This window comes from Kribbella sp. NPDC004875 (assembly GCF_042873375.1).
In the GTDB taxonomy this organism is placed as follows: Bacteria; Actinomycetota; Actinomycetes; order Propionibacteriales; family Kribbellaceae; genus Kribbella.
Genome location: NZ_JBIALI010000002.1, coordinates 340646 through 357410 on the forward strand (window position 1 = coordinate 340646; position 16765 = coordinate 357410).

Annotated in this window: 19 protein-coding genes; 12 read left to right on the forward strand and 7 right to left on the reverse strand. The window is 70.3% G+C overall.

The window, feature by feature from the left end; translation table 11 throughout:
- Positions 1-3: 3 nt before the first annotated feature.
- Genes ACFYRH_RS12725 through ACFYRH_RS12745 form a run of 5 tightly spaced genes read left to right on the forward strand, consistent with a single transcriptional unit; the run spans position 4 to position 4639 of the window.
- Positions 4-1344: an ArsA family ATPase gene (locus ACFYRH_RS12725; protein ID WP_387772672.1), complete on the forward strand. Its 1341-nt coding sequence runs from the start codon at positions 4-6 to the stop codon at positions 1342-1344.
- On the forward strand, positions 1341-1796 hold the full coding sequence (locus tag ACFYRH_RS12730; RefSeq protein ID WP_387772675.1) for a hypothetical protein: 456 nt from the start codon (positions 1341-1343) through the stop codon (positions 1794-1796). The genes ACFYRH_RS12725 and ACFYRH_RS12730 overlap by 4 nt, the downstream gene beginning before the upstream one ends.
- The gene (locus ACFYRH_RS12735; RefSeq protein ID WP_387772678.1) at positions 1787-2758 is read left to right on the forward strand and encodes an ROK family glucokinase; all 972 of its coding nucleotides are present in this window, start codon (positions 1787-1789) and stop codon (positions 2756-2758) included. The genes ACFYRH_RS12730 and ACFYRH_RS12735 overlap by 10 nt, the downstream gene beginning before the upstream one ends.
- Before the next feature lie 58 nt (positions 2759-2816).
- Positions 2817-3959 (forward strand): ROK family glucokinase, encoded by a 1143-nt coding sequence (locus ACFYRH_RS12740; protein ID WP_387772681.1) that lies wholly within the window; start codon positions 2817-2819, stop codon positions 3957-3959.
- On the forward strand, positions 3956-4639 hold the full coding sequence (locus ACFYRH_RS12745) for an endonuclease/exonuclease/phosphatase family protein (protein WP_387772684.1): 684 nt from the start codon (positions 3956-3958) through the stop codon (positions 4637-4639). Before ACFYRH_RS12740 ends, ACFYRH_RS12745 begins: the two co-directional genes overlap by 4 nt.
- On the opposite strand, the gene ACFYRH_RS12750 is transcribed toward ACFYRH_RS12745, so the two are convergent.
- Positions 4629-5366, reverse strand: a complete 738-nt coding sequence (locus tag ACFYRH_RS12750; RefSeq protein WP_387772687.1) for a hypothetical protein — start codon at positions 5364-5366, stop codon at positions 4629-4631. The two genes, ACFYRH_RS12745 and ACFYRH_RS12750, sit on opposite strands and share 11 nt — an antisense overlap.
- Positions 5367-5417: 51 nt before the next feature.
- Positions 5418-6167, reverse strand: coding sequence for an enoyl-CoA hydratase-related protein (locus ACFYRH_RS12755; RefSeq protein ID WP_387772690.1), 750 nt, complete (start codon positions 6165-6167; stop codon positions 5418-5420).
- A gap of 104 nt (positions 6168-6271) precedes the next feature.
- On the opposite strand from ACFYRH_RS12755, the gene ACFYRH_RS12760 reads away from it, so the two are divergent.
- From ACFYRH_RS12760 to ACFYRH_RS12770, 3 genes are all read left to right on the forward strand, one after another.
- Positions 6272-7222: a hypothetical protein gene (locus tag ACFYRH_RS12760; RefSeq protein WP_387772693.1), complete on the forward strand. Its 951-nt coding sequence runs from the start codon at positions 6272-6274 to the stop codon at positions 7220-7222.
- Between the two features lie 40 nt (positions 7223-7262).
- Positions 7263-7811 carry a hypothetical protein gene (locus tag ACFYRH_RS12765; protein ID WP_387772696.1) on the forward strand — a complete coding sequence of 183 codons (549 nt, stop codon included), beginning with the start codon at positions 7263-7265 and terminating at the stop codon, positions 7809-7811.
- 64 nt (positions 7812-7875) lie between these two features.
- Positions 7876-8373, forward strand: coding sequence for a hypothetical protein (locus ACFYRH_RS12770; RefSeq protein ID WP_387772699.1), 498 nt, complete (start codon positions 7876-7878; stop codon positions 8371-8373).
- Positions 8374-8380: 7 nt separating this feature from the next.
- Here the strand turns inward: ACFYRH_RS12770 and ACFYRH_RS12775 are convergent, their stop codons facing one another.
- The 4 genes from ACFYRH_RS12775 to ACFYRH_RS12790 all read right to left on the reverse strand — a co-directional run bounded on the left by ACFYRH_RS12775 (position 8381) and on the right by ACFYRH_RS12790 (position 11652).
- Positions 8381-8806, reverse strand: a complete 426-nt coding sequence (locus ACFYRH_RS12775; RefSeq protein WP_387772702.1) for a YybH family protein — start codon at positions 8804-8806, stop codon at positions 8381-8383.
- A gap of 42 nt (positions 8807-8848) precedes the next feature.
- A complete protein-coding gene (locus ACFYRH_RS12780) occupies positions 8849-10078 on the reverse strand; it encodes a TIGR00300 family protein (protein ID WP_387772705.1) in 1230 nt (409 codons plus the stop codon).
- Positions 10079-10148: 70 nt separating this feature from the next.
- Complete coding sequence (locus tag ACFYRH_RS12785) at positions 10149-10847, reverse strand: hypothetical protein (RefSeq protein ID WP_387772708.1); 699 nt, start codon at positions 10845-10847, stop codon at positions 10149-10151.
- Positions 10840-11652 carry an alpha/beta hydrolase gene (locus ACFYRH_RS12790; RefSeq protein WP_387772711.1) on the reverse strand — a complete coding sequence of 271 codons (813 nt, stop codon included), beginning with the start codon at positions 11650-11652 and terminating at the stop codon, positions 10840-10842. The genes ACFYRH_RS12785 and ACFYRH_RS12790 overlap by 8 nt, the downstream gene beginning before the upstream one ends.
- Positions 11653-11976: 324 nt before the next feature.
- Between ACFYRH_RS12790 and ACFYRH_RS12795 the strand changes: the two genes are divergently transcribed.
- Both ACFYRH_RS12795 and ACFYRH_RS12800 read left to right on the forward strand, forming a co-directional pair.
- On the forward strand, positions 11977-12741 hold the full coding sequence (locus ACFYRH_RS12795) for a lysophospholipid acyltransferase family protein (protein WP_387772714.1): 765 nt from the start codon (positions 11977-11979) through the stop codon (positions 12739-12741).
- Positions 12742-12777: 36 nt separating this feature from the next.
- Entirely contained in the window at positions 12778-13170 is a 393-nt protein-coding gene (locus ACFYRH_RS12800) for a DUF2237 family protein (protein ID WP_387772717.1), read from the forward strand.
- 66 nt (positions 13171-13236) lie between these two features.
- On the opposite strand, the gene ACFYRH_RS12805 is transcribed toward ACFYRH_RS12800, so the two are convergent.
- Positions 13237-14214, reverse strand: a complete 978-nt coding sequence (locus ACFYRH_RS12805; protein ID WP_387772720.1) for a type IV toxin-antitoxin system AbiEi family antitoxin domain-containing protein — start codon at positions 14212-14214, stop codon at positions 13237-13239.
- Positions 14215-14362: 148 nt separating this feature from the next.
- Between ACFYRH_RS12805 and ACFYRH_RS12810 the strand changes: the two genes are divergently transcribed.
- Both ACFYRH_RS12810 and ACFYRH_RS12815 read left to right on the forward strand, forming a co-directional pair.
- Positions 14363-15736 (forward strand): class II 3-deoxy-7-phosphoheptulonate synthase, encoded by a 1374-nt coding sequence (locus tag ACFYRH_RS12810; RefSeq protein ID WP_387772723.1) that lies wholly within the window; start codon positions 14363-14365, stop codon positions 15734-15736.
- Positions 15733-16761, forward strand: coding sequence for a threonine aldolase family protein (locus ACFYRH_RS12815; protein ID WP_387772726.1), 1029 nt, complete (start codon positions 15733-15735; stop codon positions 16759-16761). The genes ACFYRH_RS12810 and ACFYRH_RS12815 overlap by 4 nt, the downstream gene beginning before the upstream one ends.
- Positions 16762-16765: the final 4 nt, after the last annotated feature.

The window sequence follows — 16765 nt, forward strand, 5'->3', positions numbered from 1 at the left end:
CCAGTGACCCGGGTTCTGCTTTACACAGGTAAGGGCGGCGTAGGCAAGACGACCTCCGCTGCCGGTACGGCCACGCTCGCGGCGCTCCGCGGGCTGCGCACGCTGGTGCTGTCGACGGACGCCGCGCACTCGCTGTCGGACGCGTTCGACTCCGAGGTCGGTCCGGAACCGACCGAGATCGACGACCTGCTGTTCGTCCAGCAGATCGATGCGCAGCGCAAGTTCGAGCGCTCCTGGGGCGACATCCAGGCCTATCTGCGCTCGGTGCTGCACATGGTCGGGGTCGACCCGATCGAGGCCGAGGAGCTGACCGTGCTGCCCGGCGCCGCCGAGGTACTGGCGCTGCTCGAAGTCCGCGACCACGTCCGGTCCGGCCGCTGGGACGTGATCGTGGTCGACTGCGCGCCGACCGCGGAGACGCTGCGGCTGCTGGCGTTGCCCGAGGCGCTGAACTGGTACCTCGACCGGATCTTCAACGCCGAGCGGAAGATGATGCGCACCTTCCGCCCGTTCCTCAACCGCGGCGCGAGCATCCCGATGCCGGACGACACCGTCTTCGACGCGCTCCGCCGGCTGCAGGGCGACCTGGCCGACATCCGCACGCTGCTGGCCGGCCCGGACGCCTCGGTGCGGCTGGTGCTGACCCCGGAGGCGGTCGTGGTCGCCGAGGCGCGGCGCTCGCTGACGAGACTGTCGCTGTACGGGTACCGCGTCGACGGCGTGGTGGCCAACCGGGTCTTCCCGGCGGCCGGCGCCGACACCTGGCGGCGGCAGTGGGTCGCCGCGCAGCGTGGCATCCTCGAGGAGGTCGCCGACTCCTTCCGGCCGTTGCCGATCTGGGAGTCGCCGTACCGGGTCTGTGAGCCGGTGGGCGTCGAGGAGCTGGCCGCGTTCGCGGTCGAGATGTACGGCGGGGACGATCCGTTCGCTCGTGCCACCGACGAGACGTCGCTGTGGGTGGACCGGCACATCGACACCGACGGCCGGACGTACACGCTGACGATGCCGTTGCCGCTGGCATCCGCCAACGAGCTGGAGCTCGCGCGGCACGGGGACGAGCTGATCATCACCGTCGGGTCGTACCGCCGGGTGCTGCCGTTGCCGGCGGCGCTGGCCCGTGGTGTGGTCGCGGGCGCGCGGCTGGACGACGGCCGGCTGCAGGTGCGGTTCGCGCCGCGCGAGGCGGCCCGGGAGGCCGCGCGCGACGCCGGGCGCACTCCGGGCGCCGAGGTACCGAGCGGGTCGGGGCCGCTGGAGTCCGCGCAGGAGCTCGCGCAGGGGCTGGCGGCGGAGTACCACGAGCAGCTGGCCCGGCGGGAAGCGGCGATCGGTGACCGGCCATGACCAAGGAACCGATCGGTTCGGTCGCCGAGGAGGCCGCGAAGCTGTTCGCCGTATTGCAGCACGCCGCCGCGACTGCGCCGCCCGCGCAGGACACGGCAGACGGTGCAGCAGACGTGACGGCAGACGGCACAGCTGGCGATGCGACCGATGCGACGGCTGACGAGACCGCGGGCGAGAAGCACGAGCACAAGCTCGGCCCGGACTGTGTGTGGTGCCCGGTCTGCCAGCTCATCCACCGGGTGCGGAACACCAGCCCCGAGACGATCGAGCAGCTGTCGTCGGCGGCCGCGCACGTGCTGGGCTCGGTGAGATCTCTGCTGGAGGCCGCGGCGGACGCGGCCCGGCAGGCGCGGGAGGACGCAGCGTCGCGGGCCTCAGCACCCGAGGAGGAGACGACCCGGTCCCGGGTGGACCGGATCGACGTGAGTGAGGACCCGGAACCATGGGACTGACGATCGGTATCGATGTAGGTGGCACCAAGATCGCGGCCGGAGTGGTCGACGAGGACGGGGCTATCAGGGCCCGGACGACCCGCGACACCCCGGCGGACTCGGTCGACGCGACCGCCGCGGCGATCTGCGACGCGGCCGCCGAGCTGATCGCCGGCCACGACGTGGAAGCCGTCGGGATCGGCGCTGCCGGATTCGTCTCGTCGGACCGGTCGACGGTGCTGTTCGCGCCGAACCTGGCCTGGCGCGACGAGCCGCTGGGCGACCGGGTCGCGAAGCAGCTGGACGTCCCGGTCGTGGTGGAGAACGACGCCAACGCGGCCGCGTGGGGCGAGTTCGCGTTCGGCGCCGCCAAGGACGTCGAGCACATGGTCTGCATCACGGTCGGCACCGGCATCGGTGGCGGCGTGGTGATCGGCGGTGAGCTGCTCCGCGGTGCCCATGGTGTGGCGGCCGAGCTGGGCCACATGCGCGTCGTACCCGGTGGGCATCGGTGTGGCTGCGGGGCGCGCGGGTGCCTGGAGCAGTACGCGTCCGGACGGGCGCTGGTGCGTGAGGGCAAGGCGCGGGCCGAGTCGGGGTCGCTGGCCGCGGCGCAGATGCTGAGCGTGTGCGGGATCACCGACCCGGCGGAGCTGACCGGCCCGATGATCACCGAGGCGGCCATGCAGGGTGATCCGTGCGCCGTCGAGCTGCTCGAGGACCTCGGCCGCTGGCTCGGCGAGGGGCTGGCCAGCCTGGCGACCATGTTCGACCCGACACAGATCGTGATCGGTGGCGGCGTGAGCGCCGCGAAGGAGCTGCTGATGAGGTCCGCGCAGCTGGCCTTCGAGAAGAACCTGCCGGCGAAGTCCAACCGGCCGCACGCGTCCTTCAGCCTCGCCGAGCTGGGCAACGACGCGGGCCTGATCGGTGCCGCCGACCTGGCCCGCCGCCCCGCTCCGGCGCCCGAGAAGTCCCGGTGATTGTCCTGACCAGGGATACTGGAGACGTTGCGGCGGGGGTCACGAGGAAGGTCGAACCTTGGCTCTGACACAGGCTCTGACGATCGGGATCGACATCGGTGGCACCAAGGTGGCCGCCGGCGTGGTCGACCCCGAGGCCAACATCTTGGACCGGGTCCGCCGGGACACGCCGACGACCGATCCGAAGGAGACCGAGGACGCGATCGCGGAGATCGTCCACGACCTGGAGTCGCGGCACGACGTGATCGCGGTCGGCATCGGCGCCGCCGGGTTCGTCGACGGGACCCGCTCGTCGGTGCTGTTCGCGCCGCACCTCGCCTGGCGGCACGAGCCGCTGCGGGACGCGGTCGAGCGCCGGCTCGGGCTGCCGGTCGTGGTCGAGAACGACGCGAACGCGGCCGCCTGGTCGGAGTGGCGGTTCGGCGGCGGGCAGGGCGAGAGCCACCTGGTCTGCGTCACGCTCGGGACCGGCATCGGCGGCGCGATCCTGAACGACGGCTCGTTGCAGCGCGGGAAGTTCGGCATCGCGGGCGAGTTCGGCCACATGCAGGTGGTGCCGGGCGGTCATCGCTGCGAGTGCGGCAACCGTGGCTGCTGGGAGCAGTACGCCTCCGGCAACGCGCTGACCCGGGAGGCACGTGAGCTGGCCCTGTCCGGGTCACCCGTGGCACACAACCTGCTCCGCGCGGCGGGTGGTGACCCGCGCAAGATCAACGGCCCGATGGTGACCGAGCTGGCCAAGGACGGCGACCCGGTCGCGGTCGAGCTGCTCGAGGACGTCGGCCGCTGGCTCGGCATCGGCCTCGCGAACCTGGCCGCCGCGCTGGACCCGGGCACGTTCGTCATCGGTGGTGGCGTGTCGGACGCCGGCGAGCTGCTGCTGGCGCCGGCGCGCGAGGCGTTCAAGCGGACGCTGACCGGTCGCGGGTTCCGGCCCGAGGCACGGATCGTCCGGGCGGTGCTCGGTCCGGAGGCCGGTCTGGTCGGTGCCGCCGACCTCGCGCGTGAAGAGGCGACGTGGTTGCGTCGCGTTCGGGTGAAGACCACGGCCGTGACCGCGAAGACGGCTGCCGCGCGTGGCCGGTCGACCCGTCTCGACCGGGCGGCCCGGAAGTCCGCGGGACGCCGTACCGGGATGCGCGCGGGCTCGGCGGACTCCGAGTTCGAGCACGCCGACGTGAACGGCGACACCGACGCATGACCGCCGGCTCCCTGCGGGTGCTGTCCTACAACGTGCACCGCTGGGGAGACGACCGTACGGCGCTGGCTCGGGTGGTGCGGGCCTGCGCGCCGGACGTGCTGCTGGTGCAGGAGGCGCCGACCTGGTTCGGCACCCGGCGTAAGCGCCGCGCGATGGCCGCGACCTTCGGGATGCGGTACGTCGCGGCGTCCGCGCGGAACGCGATCCTGGTTGCCGACGGCATCGAAATCACCGGGATCCGGAGTCGCCGGATCTGGCGTCCGTTCTTCCGCCGCCGTCTGAACTTCATCGCCACCCAGCTGCCGGGTGGCGCGGTCGGCGGACACGTCGGCGGCGTGGCGGTGGTCGTGTGTCACCTGGGACTGCATCCGCGCGGCCGGGTTTACGAACTCGCCCAGGTCCTCACGCTGTGCCGGTCCTTCAACGCGCCGTACCTCCTGGCCGGTGACCTGAACGAGGAACCCGACGGCCCGATCTGGAAGCGTCTGTCCGAGGAAGGCCTGCGTGATCTCGGCGTCGACGCAGGCCCCACCTTCAACTCGGCGACCCCCTACAAACGCATCGACGGGGCCGAGTTGTCGGCCGGCCTGGACGGCCGCCTGCGCCACGTCCCCGCCACCCGCGAGGACCTGGCCGCCGCGTCCGACCATCTCCCGCTGCTGATCGAGATCAGCGTCTGAACTCGGTCAGGGGGTCGGTGACGATCGCGCGCCAGTTCGCACGGTGGGTCTCGGTGCGCAGGCGGAAGTAGAGCGTCTCCCGGCGTACGTCGTCCGCGCTGCCGAAGTGCCCGCCGATGTTGTGCGCCAGCAGATAGTGCGCGAACAGCACACTGCCCGCCGGGCCGGTCGCCTGGATCGGGTCGCCGAGCGGGATGTCCGGGTACGGTCCTGGGTCGAGTTCGGCGACGTTGGCAAGAGCGTCGGCGCCACGCTCCGCGAGGTACGTGCCGAAGCGGAGGTGCGTGCCGGGCCAGATGTACAGGTTGCCGCGGTCGACCTCGTCGTGCGGCGTCAGCCACAGGCCGGCGAGCATCGTGAACGTTCCCGGCGTACCGTCCTCGAGCGTCGGCGTGATGCCGTCCACGTGCGGCCCGCCGGGCACGTGCGGCCACGGCGGGATCGTGGTCGCGACCTGCGCCTGATCGGGCTCTTGCAGTCGGAGGTCGTCCTGGATCAACTCGCCGGCCAACGCGCCGATCCCGGTCGTCCGGTACAACTCCAGCAGCGGGTGACCATCGCTCAGTTGCGGCCAGAGGAAGTGTGCTCCGACTCCCTCCGGCGGTTCCCGGTCGAGCATGCGGCCGACGATCCGCCGGCCGTGCGTGATCTGCTCGTCGGACAGTACGCCGGGAATCACGACGTACCCCCGGTCCCGGAACTGCGTCCGCTGGGTGCCGGTGATCATGTGGCCAGTCCAGCAGTGGTGCCGCGGACCCGCAAACGGATTACGCCTTGGCTAGTTCTTCTTGCGGTTCAGGAAGGCGAGCATCGCTTCCTGCGCGGCGGGGGAGCCGAAGAGCGAGGCGGAGAGCTCGGCGAGATCCTTGCCGCGGGCATCGATGTCGGCGAGCAGCTCGCGGTTCAGGAGCTTCTTGGTCTCGCGGAGACCCTGCGGGACGCCCTTCAGCAGCGAGATGAGCAGCGCCCCGACCGAGGCGTCCAGCTCGTCGTCGGGCACCGTCAGCGTGAGCAGGCCGAGGCGTGCGGCCTCCAGCGCGTCGAAGGGGTTGCCCGACAGGAACGTGTACGCCGCGGCGCGGTCGGTCAGCCGGGGGAGCACGGTGAGCGAGATCGTCGCCGCCGCCAGCCCGAGCCGGACCTCCGTCAACGCGAACGACGCACTCTCGCCACCGATGCTGATGTCGGCCGCCGCGACGATCCCGATCCCGCCCGCGCGCACCGGCCCCGCGACCCGCGCCACCACCGGCTTCGGGTTCGCGACGATCGCGCGCTGCACGTCGACCATCCGCTGCGCGCCGACGCCCATCCCGACCGTCGTCGCCTCGGACATGTCGGCACCGGAGCAGAACACGTCGAGCGCGGATCGGATCACGACCACCCGGACGCTGTCGTCGGTACCGGCCGACTCCAGGTGCTCGAGCAACTCCCCGGTGAGTTGCTGCGAGAGCGCGTTCTTGTTGTGCGGCGAGTCGAGCGTGATCGTCGCCACGCCGCCGTCCACTGCCAGGTGCACGAGTTCGGTCATGGAACCCATCCAACACCCATCGCTGCCCGCGCAGCAGTTCCGGCGCGTAGGGGACCCCTTCCGTCACTAGGATCGACGCCCGACGACCCGCTCGGAGGAGACTGATGCTCGACCTCAGCGACACGAACGCCTGGCACGTGGTGCACTTCGACCCGCCGGCCACCGGCGCGCAGATCGTGGCCGCGGCGAAGGCCACGACCGAACGGTCCGGTGACGTGCACCACGAGGAAGCGGCGTACTACAACGGCTGGGTCGTGGAGGTCGGCCGGGCCTCCGAGCACCTGGAGCGCGGCGTCGTCGTCGCACAGGACCTCGCCCGGCCGTACCTGGATCCGGAGGAGTCGTACGACTCCGTGGTGCTCGCGCACCATCACCTGTGGGACGCCGGATCGACGATCCGTCCGGCGAACGCGAACATCCAGAACGTCGTCGGCTCCCTGAAGGAGTTCGGCGCCGACCTGCAGCGGCACGTCGGGTCCGGCGCAGACCAGAACCTGGGGCAGAACCAGGAGCGCACGGTGCAGCCGGTCGTGCTGAGCGAGACGGCCACCCGGCAGGCGGTCCAGTTCGAACGGCCGACGACCGGCAGGGAACTGATCACCTCGATCAAGGCGTGCTGCGTGCCGGAGAGCATGTACGGCACGCAGTACTACGAGGCGGCCAACCCCGACGGTTCGCAGATCGTCGCCGGGCAGAGTTCCGGTCTGGCGCACAAGAGTCTGGTGGTGATTCCCATCGGCGGGGAGGGGTACATCGACCCGGACGCCACCTACACCGGCGCGATCGTCGCGAACCATCATCTCGCGGTGCCGTGGCAGCACCGCTTCCCGGTCCGTTCCACGGTCGAGGACGAGTTCCAGTCGGTCGGCGAGTTCGCCGCTCGACTGGACCGGAGCGTCCGCCAGCAGAACCTCGCATCCCTCGCACTCGACCGCTCACCCGCCCGAGGCTCCGGCCCGGACCGTTCCGGGTCGAACGACCCGGAACTTGGGGCGTTCGACCGCCCCCAACGCACCCCCGGCACCCGCCTCGGCGACAACCTGAGCCGCGGCTGAACCACCCGGCGAACGACAGCCGTGAGAGAAGGAGAATGCCGTGGTCGACCTCAGCGATTCGCCCGCGATGAAGACCGTCGAGTTCGGTCGGGCGATCACCGGCCGGCAACTGGTGGACGCGGTCGAGAAAGCCTGCGAGCAGGCCGGCGGTGGTGCGTACAAGGAGAAGGTCCTCAACGAGGACGTCATGTACCTGGTCGGCCGGCGCGGCTGGAACGACTGCGACAACCTGCTGGTGACGCCGGACAAGACGACCGCCACCATCGACCCGGCCGCGAGCTACACGTCGGCAGTCGTCGTTCGGCACGACCAGCCGGTGAAGGGACGGATGTACGACGAGAGCGGTCCCTACACCCGCGACCAGGAAATCCGGTCGGTCGTCGACTTCAGCGAGCACCTCGCGCAAGCCGTCGCCCAGCAACCCGAACCCGCACTCCAGAAGGGCCTCGCCCCGAACGCTCTCACCGGGGTCACGCGGCCGGTGCAGGACCCCGTCGCAGGCTCGAGGTCGGAGTCGTCGGCCTGGTCGCCGCAGCGCGACGGGAACCCGACCCGGTTCGGCCGCGGCGACGGCTCGCAGACGCGTTGAGGTCTCGGCAGAAGAGTTCCGCGATCAGGTCTGCGTGAACCCGGGGACGCCCTACGATCGCTCGATGGATATCAGTGACTCACCGGTCAAACAGACGATTACGTTCGACCGGCCGATCTTGGGTTCGCAGCTCATCGACGCGGTCAAGGCCACCTGCGAGGCCAACGGGTCGGAGTTCTCCGAGACGAAGAAGTACGACGACGGCTGGCTGCACATGGTCGGCCGGACCTCGTACGACTCGGCTGAGAACCTGCTCGTGACGCCCGATCGGGAGAATGCCTACATCGAGCCGGGTAAGACCTACACCGAAGCTGTGGTTCTCCGGCACGACGGAGAGTCCAGGGGAACGCGGAGCCTCGCCCGTACCAGCATCGAGACCGAGGTTGCGAAGACGCTCGAGTTCGCCGAGGCACTGCAACGCACCGTGCAACACGGCCCGCAGGCCACTGCCGGCTTGTCCCGCGATCAGGCCACCCGTGGCGCCGATGCGGCCGTTTCCACCGACAGGGCCCAGGGATGGAACCCGCCGACGCACGACTACCGCATGGACCGCGGGCGCTGAATCATCCTCACGGGCCCGACGGCGTGGACTTCGGGTTGAGGGGGTCGGCGTGGCGGTGGGTGATCTTCCACTGGCCGTTCTCGGCGCGGAAGACCATGGTGGTGCGGAGCAGGTGCGGGACCGGCTCGGTCTGGGTGACGTGGTGGACGGTGCCGCGTTCGATCGCCACCGTGTACGCCGTGTCCGCGCCGACGTGCTTGTCCAGGTACTCGAACCGGATCTCCGCACCGCTGGCGCGGAACTGCGCCGACGCCCACTCGTAACGCGGCCCGATCTCCGACCAGCCGACCTCCTGGCCGCCGAACCCGCCGAAGATCGACGTCTGCTCGCTGCGTGACACCAGCGGCAGCCACAACGACGGATCCCCGTTGACGAACGCGGTGTTGGCCTCCTCGAACCTGCGCAGGAACGTCTCGAAGTCCTCAGTCACCATGGCACCAGCCTGAACCGCGCCGGGGTCACGCCGGGGCTGCGGTCACTTCGTGTCGGCGTACGTGGGAGACAGCTCACGTGCGAGGTGCTCGACGAACAGCCCGACGTCGGTGACGATCCCCCGGGCGTGCGACGAGCCGCGGTCGGCCAGCTTGGTCACGGTGGCCGGGTTGATGTCGACGCAGGTCAGCGGGATCGACGCCGGCAGAATGTTGCCCGTCGCAACGGAATGCAGCATGGTGGCGGCCATCAGGCAGTACCCGACGCCGGGGAGTTCGGCGCGCATCGCGCGCTGCCCGTCGAGGACGTCGGTGTAGACGTCCGGCAGCGGCCCGTCGTCGCGGACCGACCCGACCAGGACGAACCGCTTCCCGTTCTTCACCAGCGCGTGCATCACCCCGGACGTGAGCACGCCCTGCTCGACCGCCGCGGCGATCGACCCGGCTTTCCGGATGGTGTTGATCGCGCGGATGTGGTGCTCGTGACCGTGCTCGACACCGCGCCCGCGGTCCAGGTCGACGCCGAGCGACGTACCGTACAGCGACGACTCGATGTCGTGGGTGGCCAGTGCGTTCCCGGCGAACAGCACGTCGACGAAACCCGCGTCGACGAGCGCGACCATGGCCGGCGCGGCGCCGGTGTGCACGATGCCCGGACCGCCGACCCAGAGCACCTTCTGGCCGTTCGCCTTCGCCTCGCGCATCCCCTCGGCGACCTGGCGGACGAGCACTCGCTGCGGCTTCTCGCTGGACACCTCCGACTCCATGAAGCCGAAGCCGCCCTCGGTCGATTCGGTGATCGGCGGGATCACCCGGACGCCCTGCGCGCTGGTGATGATCCGCATGCCGGCCCGGACGTCGGACATCGGGATCGTGCGCACCGCGCCGCCTTCGACCAGCAGGCCGCAGTCCATCTCCGGGTTGTCGACCTCGACCCAGTGACCACCGAGCCGGACGTTGGTCGGCAGGTTGGTGGTCGAGTAGAAACCGTCCGGGAAGACGCCGTCCTGGGTGACCTCGGTGATCTCCGGCTCACCTGGATTCACCAGGTTCGCGCCCTTGGTCTGGATCCGCATCAGCAGCCGCTGCAGCGCCTCCTCGTCCTCGGCGCCGACCGTCATCCGGACCGTGGACGGGTCGTCCTTGTCGTAGCCGAGGTCGAACTTGTCCAGCGTGTACTCACCGCCGTACCCGCGGATGTCGTCGAGGACCCGGGACAGCAGCCCGGTGTCCATCAGGTGGCCGGTGATCTCGACGGTCTCGGTGACCTGCACGGGTACCTCCCACAGAACGGCCCAAAGAACGGCACGGTATGTCGGATTGTCCGACGATCCGCATGCTAACTCAGACGACCGCCCCGTCGTCGCCGCCGTCCCCGGGCGGCAGCCGGTCCTTCATTCGCAGGACCAGCGTGAGGAAGCCGCCGATGAACCCCGCCACCGCGATCGTGGTGATCCGCCCGGTCCCGAAGTCGAGCACCGCGGCCGCGATCAGCAGCAGCGGGCCGCCGATCAGCCCGAGCCAGGCGGCCCGGCTGATCCAGTCCAGCCGCGGTCCGCGGGGCGGCTCCGGCGGCACGAAGTGGTCGTGCGGGTCGTCGTCCTTCCTGGCCGGCTTCGCGTCCTCCTCCGGCGCCTCGTCCTTGATCGAGAGCCCGGTCGGTACGTCGATCAGCGGCTCGTACCTGTCGTCGACGTCCTCGCTGGCCGGCCACCGCGGCACCGGGTCGTCGCCACCGTCGTGACCCGGGGCGGACGGTTTGCCGAACTGCTCGACGAGGGACTCCCACTCCGCGTCCTCGGTACTGCGGTCGATCACCGGGCGGGCCCGCTCGACCGCCTCGGCGTCGACGAAGATCTCGTCGTACCCGACCGGGATCCGGACCGGTTCCTCGGCCTCCTCCGGCGTACGGGCCTCGTTCTGGTTCTCGCAGTACGCCGCGATACCGGCGGCCTTGAGCGCGTCCAGGACCGGCTCGGCGACCAACGGATCGATGCCCCCGAGCGACGTGTACGACGCCGCCGTCAGTCCGTTGTCACGCATCGTCGTGCCCACCCGCGGGCTCGCTCAGCCGGGATGCACCCGGCTGGGCGGTGCGCAGCCGAGCGATGAAGGCCGCGGAGTCGGAGAAGATCCGCGGTGCGTCGTTGTCCAGGGTTGCCACGTGATAGCTGTCCTCGAGCAGGGTCTCGGTCACGTCGCGGGACGAGATCGAGGACAGTACGGCGCGCCCCGAGCTCGGCTCCACCACATGATCGACAGTACTGCGGAACAGCAGCACCGGCTGCGTGACCTTGGCGAGATCCGCCCGGGTCAGCTTCCACAACTGCGACAGTGACAGCAGTGCGCGCAGCGGCATCCGGTCGTACGCGCCCTCCTGGACGCCCGGCTTCTTGATGTCGTTCGAGATGCCCGGGAACGACGGCACCAGCCGCGCGAGCACCGGCAGCAGCGCCAGCCGCTTGTCGTCGGTCCGCACGGACGGGTTGATCAGGACCAGACCAGAAATGTCGGCGCCGTGCTGCTCGGCCAGCCGGAGCACCAGGCAGCCGCCCATCGAGAGCCCGACGAGGAACACCTGGTCGTGTTCCTTGCGCAACCGGGTCAGCTCGTTGTCCAGGACGGCGTACCAGTCCGGCCAGCCGGTCTTGTTCATCTCCTGCCAGCTGGTCCCGTGGCCGGGCAGGCGCGGCACCGCCACGCCGTACCCCTCGGCGGCCAGGTGCTCCGCGAACGGGCGCATCGACAGCGGCGAGCCGGTGAAACCGTGACTCAGCAGGACTCCGACGGCGGCGTTCTCCCCGGATCCGGGGCTGCGAAACTCCTCCGCGTGGGCTTGCACTGGCACGCTCGACTCCTCGCCGGTCGGTCCTCACTGGCGCCCGGACCGGTACCGGCAAGGGCGCGTGTCAATCGTCGCATCTGGGCTGCGTCCAGTCTGCATCCAGGTGACAACACGGTGCGCAACACTCGCATTCCTGGCGGTGACATTGCCTGAGGGGGAAGCTGGAACGTAGTGTCCGCACCGGAACGGTCGGCGCGCCGGAGATGTCGCGTGACCGCCACCGGCGGGCACTGGTGCCGGACGAGGGTACGACCGACGATGGCCTGGAAGGTGTCGTCGGGTGGGTGTCGGGTGAGCGTGTCGGGCAAGTGACGGAGGTCGAGACGGATGCTGTACATGTTCCTCAGACGGTTCGTGGTCGCACCTCTGATCAAGCTGTTCTTCCGGCCGAAGGTGACCGGCCTGGAGCACGTGCCGACCGACGGTCCGGCGCTGCTGGTGAGCAACCACCTGGCGTTCTGCGACTCGATCTTCCTGCCGGTCTCGGTACCGCGGCAGATCGTCTTCCCCGCCAAGTCGGAGTACTTCACCGGTCCCGGCCTGAAGGGCAAGCTGGTCGCGACCTTCTTCCGGTCGGTCGGCCAGATCCCGATCGACCGTTCCGGCGGCCGCGCCTCGCTGGCCGCGCTCAACACCGGGCTGCAGATCCTCGAGAAGGGCGGCCTGTTCGGGATCTACCCCGAAGGCACCCGCTCGCCCGACGGCCGGCTGTACAAGGGCAAGACCGGCGTCGCCCGGATGGCGATCGTGGCCGGCGTCCCGGTGATCCCGGTCGCGATGATCGACACCGAGAAGCTGCAGCCGCCGGGCCGGATCTGGCCGAACTGGTTCTACCGCGAGAAGGGCCGGCTGCTGCCGCGCCTGGTCCGCCCGGGTGTGGCGTTCGGCACGCCGCTGGACTTCTCCCGTTACGAGGGCATGGAGCGGGACCGCTTCGTCCTGCGCTCGGTCACCGACGAGATCATGTACGCGCTGATGGACCTGTCCGGCCAGGAGTACGTCGACATGTACGCGGACAAGGCCAAGGAACTGATCAAGGCGGGCGAATCGGTCGACGAGCACATCCGGCTCGGCGACACGAAGGCCAGCTGACCCCGTTCCGCCCGCTGTCCGGCGAGGATTGTCGCCATGGACAGCGACTTGAACGTCCTCGGCGAGCCGCTGGAGGAGTGTGGGACCGACCCGGTCACCGGGTTCTACCGGGACGGCTGCTGCTCGAGCGGCCCCGAGGACCTCGGTAGTCACACGATCTGCGCGGTGATGACGGCCGAGTTCCTGGCCCACCAGGCGTCGGCCGGGAACGACCTGATCACGCCACGCCCGGAGTACAACTTCCCCGGGCTGGAGCCCGGTGACCGCTGGTGCGTCGTGGCCGCCCGCTGGCTCCAGGCCTACCACGACGGCGCCGCGGCCCCCGTAGTCCTCGCGTCCACCCACTCCCGCGCCCTGGAAACAGTCCCCCTCACCGTCCTCCAAGCCCACGCCGTCGACGTACCCCCCGACCCCAGCTCCCTCACCTGAGCTCCCTGGCCTGAGCTGGGGAGGATCCTGCGCCGAATCGGGCAGACGATCCTCCCCAGGCTTCTGTCAGAGCCGACAGGCAGGGGAGCAGCGGCGGGGTCGGCCGGGCCAGCCGCGGTGCTGGAGGGCAGCAGCTACCTGGATCGCGGCCGAGCATGGGTCGCTGACCAGTTGGTACCCGAAGCGCAGCGTCACCTTGCCGCTTGTCGCCGCCGCGTTGTCCCGGGTCATGTCCCGCCAGCGGCTGATGGAGTCGGCGTGGCCGGCTTGGCCGTCGAGCTCGACGATCACGCCGTACGGCTCGTACTCCGTGTCCCGGTAGACGACGCCCTGCTCGGTCGTCGCGCGGACCTGGCGCCGGGCGTGCGGTAGGCCATGGGCTCGCTCGACGCGTCGCAGGTACGCATGCTCGAGGAACGACTGCACCCCGTCGGACGCATCGGCCAGGATCCTCCGGAGAGTGCTCCGTCCGGCGAGGCTCGGCAGAGCGGGCAGCTCAGCGAGGATCCGGTGCGGCGTGGTCCGGCGTTGCCGACAGGCATCCAGCAGTACGGCGGCACGCCTCGACACGTCCCGGTGCGCACCGGCGGTGAGGAGTAGTGCGACTTCGATGCGAACCGTCAGGGGTCGGCGCGTCCGGTGCAGAATCGCCGGCAGGTCACGATGCCGGCTGACCACGACACTCGACTTCCGATCGAGTCGCCGGGTGTGCGGCACCGCGAGATGGATCCGGTCGTCCCTCCAGTCGCCGTCGACGCCGTACTTGCGCAGCGCGGTCGGTCCAGTGAGCGCGGTCCCCGGCCCACACGCGAGCAGCGCACACCACACCCTCGTCTCCCACGGCAGCGGTCCGGTGAAATCGACGTACACGCCTGGATGGATCCGCTGCAACTGCCTGGCCCGGACCCCCCGTCCGAGCACCTTGTCACTGATCCCGCACCTCATCGCCTGCGTCCGGGTGAATGCCCCCGCCTGCGACCTGCGCAAGTCCACGAATGACCCGTCATTGCTCTCCTCTGCTCCATCCACGCCCTGAACATGCACTCGTCAGGCTGTCCGCGGACGCACCTCTCTCCGCCTGTGGACAGCTGCCTGGGGAGATCTCGCTCCAAATCGGGTACGGGATCCTCCCCAGCCTGGGTGTGGTGAGACGGAGAGGCGGGGGTGATGGGGGCTCTACTAGGGTGGGCGCATGCAATTCGCGACGTTGACGACGGGGGAAGTGCCGGGGGTTCCGACCCTCGACGAGCTGCGGGCCTTGAAACCGTTGCAGCAGCCGGAGTGGCCGGAGTCGGCCCCGCTGGACCAGGTGATCGCCGAGCTGCGGACGCTGCCGCCGCTGGTGTTCGCCGGTGAGTGCGACGACCTGACCACCAAGATCGGCGCCGTCACCCGGGGTGAGGCGTTCATCCTGCAGGGCGGCGACTGCGCCGAGACCTTCGCCGGCGTCACCGCGGAGAACATCCGGGCCAAGCTCCGGGTGCTCCTGCAGATGTCCGTCGTACTCCAGTACGCCGCAAGCGTGCCGGTGGTGAAGATCGGCCGGATCGCCGGTCAGTACGCGAAGCCGCGGTCGTCGGGCGAGGAGACGCGGGACGGCGTGACGCTGCCGTCGTACCGCGGTGACGCTGTGAACGGCTTCGACTTCACCCCCGAGTCGCGGATCCCGGACCCGCAGCGCCTCCGCGGCGTCTACAACGCGGCCGCCGCGACGCTGAACCTGACCCGCGCCTTCACCACCGGTGGGTACGCCGACCTGCACCAGGTGCACGCCTGGAACACGGACTTCGTGAAGTCGTCCCCGGTCGGCCGGCGCTACGAGCAGCTGGCGTCGGAGATCGAGCGCGCGCTCGCGTTCATGCGCGCCTGCGGCGCCACCTCGGACGAGTTCAAGACCGTCGACTTCTACGCGTCGCACGAAGCGCTGATCCTCGAATACGAACACGCCCTGACCCGGATCGACTCGCGGACCGAGCAGCCGTACGACGTCTCCGGCCACCTGCTGTGGGTGGGGGAGCGGACCCGGCAGCTGGACGGCGCGCACGTCGAGTTCCTCGCCTCGCTGTCGAACCCGCTGGGCGTCAAGATCGGCCCGATCACGACCCCGGAGTACATCCGGGCGCTGATCGACAAGCTGAACCCGAAGGGCGTCGAGGGGCGGCTCACGTTCATCACGCGGATGGGCGCCGGGAAGATCCGCGAGGCGCTGCCGCCGCTGCTGGAGGCGGTCCGCGACCACGGCTCGCCGATCGCGTGGGTGTGCGACCCGATGCACGGGAACACCTACGAGACGCCGAACGGGTACAAGACCCGCAACTTCGACGACGTGATGGACGAGGTCCAGGGCTTCTTCGACGCGCACCAGCAGGTCGGGACGTGGCCGGGCGGCGTGCACATGGAGCTCACCGGCGACGACGTCACCGAGTGCCTCGGCGGTGGTGAGGCGCTGGTCGCGGAGGACCTCGTGAACCGGTACGAGACCGCCTGCGACCCGCGGTTGAACCGGCACCAGTCGCTCGAGCTCGCCTTCCTCGTCGCCGAGCGCCTGCGAGGAGCCCGAGCGTGACGGTCATCGATCTCCGCTCCGACACCGTCACCCGGCCGTCGGCGGAGATGCTGGCGGCCATGACCTCGGCGCCGGTCGGCGACGACGTGTACGGCGAGGATCCGACGGTCAACGCGTTGGAGGAGCGGGTCGCCGAGCTGCTCGGGCACGAGGCGGGGCTGTTCACCGTCACGGGCTCGCTCGCGAACGTGCTCGGCGTCCGCGGGCTCGTGCCGCGCGGGGGCGAGGTGCTGTGCGAGGCGAGCGCCCACATCGTGCGGGCCGAGCTCGGCTCGCACGCGGCCGTCAGCGGTGTCACCACGCGCACGTGGAGCGCCCCGGCCGGGCAGATCGACCTCGAGCAGATCCGCGCCCTGATCGCCCCCGACCTCGGTCCGTACTTCGTCACCACGTCGGCTGTCTCGGTCGAGAACACCCACAACTTCGGCGGCGGCGCGATCCAGCACGGGTACGACGCCCTCGCCGACGAACTCGAAGCGCGCGGTCTGCCACTGCACCTCGACGGCGCCCGGTTGTGGAACGCGGCTGTTGCGAGCGGGCGCACCGCGGCGTCGTACGCCGCTCGCGCCGCGGCCGCCAGCGTCTGCCTCTCGAAGGGCCTCGGCGCGCCGGTCGGTTCGGTGCTCGTCGGCTCCACGGAGCTGATCCGCGAGGCAAGGGTGTGGCGCAAGCGCCTCGGTGCCGGCTGGCGGCAGGCCGGCGTACTGGCCGCCGCTGGGCTGTACGCACTCGACCACAACATCGAGCGGCTGGCCGACGACCACGCCAACGCGCGCCTGATCGCCGAGGTGCTCGCCGACGCGGCGCCCGGCTCGGTCAAGCCCGACCAGGTCGAGACGAACATCGTCGTCGCGAACCTGTCGGCGACCGGCAAGTCCGTCGCCGAGGTCGTCGCCGGCGCGAAGGACCAGGGTGTCCTGGTCGGTGGGGTCGGGGCCACGCAGCTGCGGGTCGTCACGCATCTGGACGCGTCCACGGCCGACTGCCGGAGTGCTGCGGAAATCCTCGCGCGACTGATCGGTTAGGGTT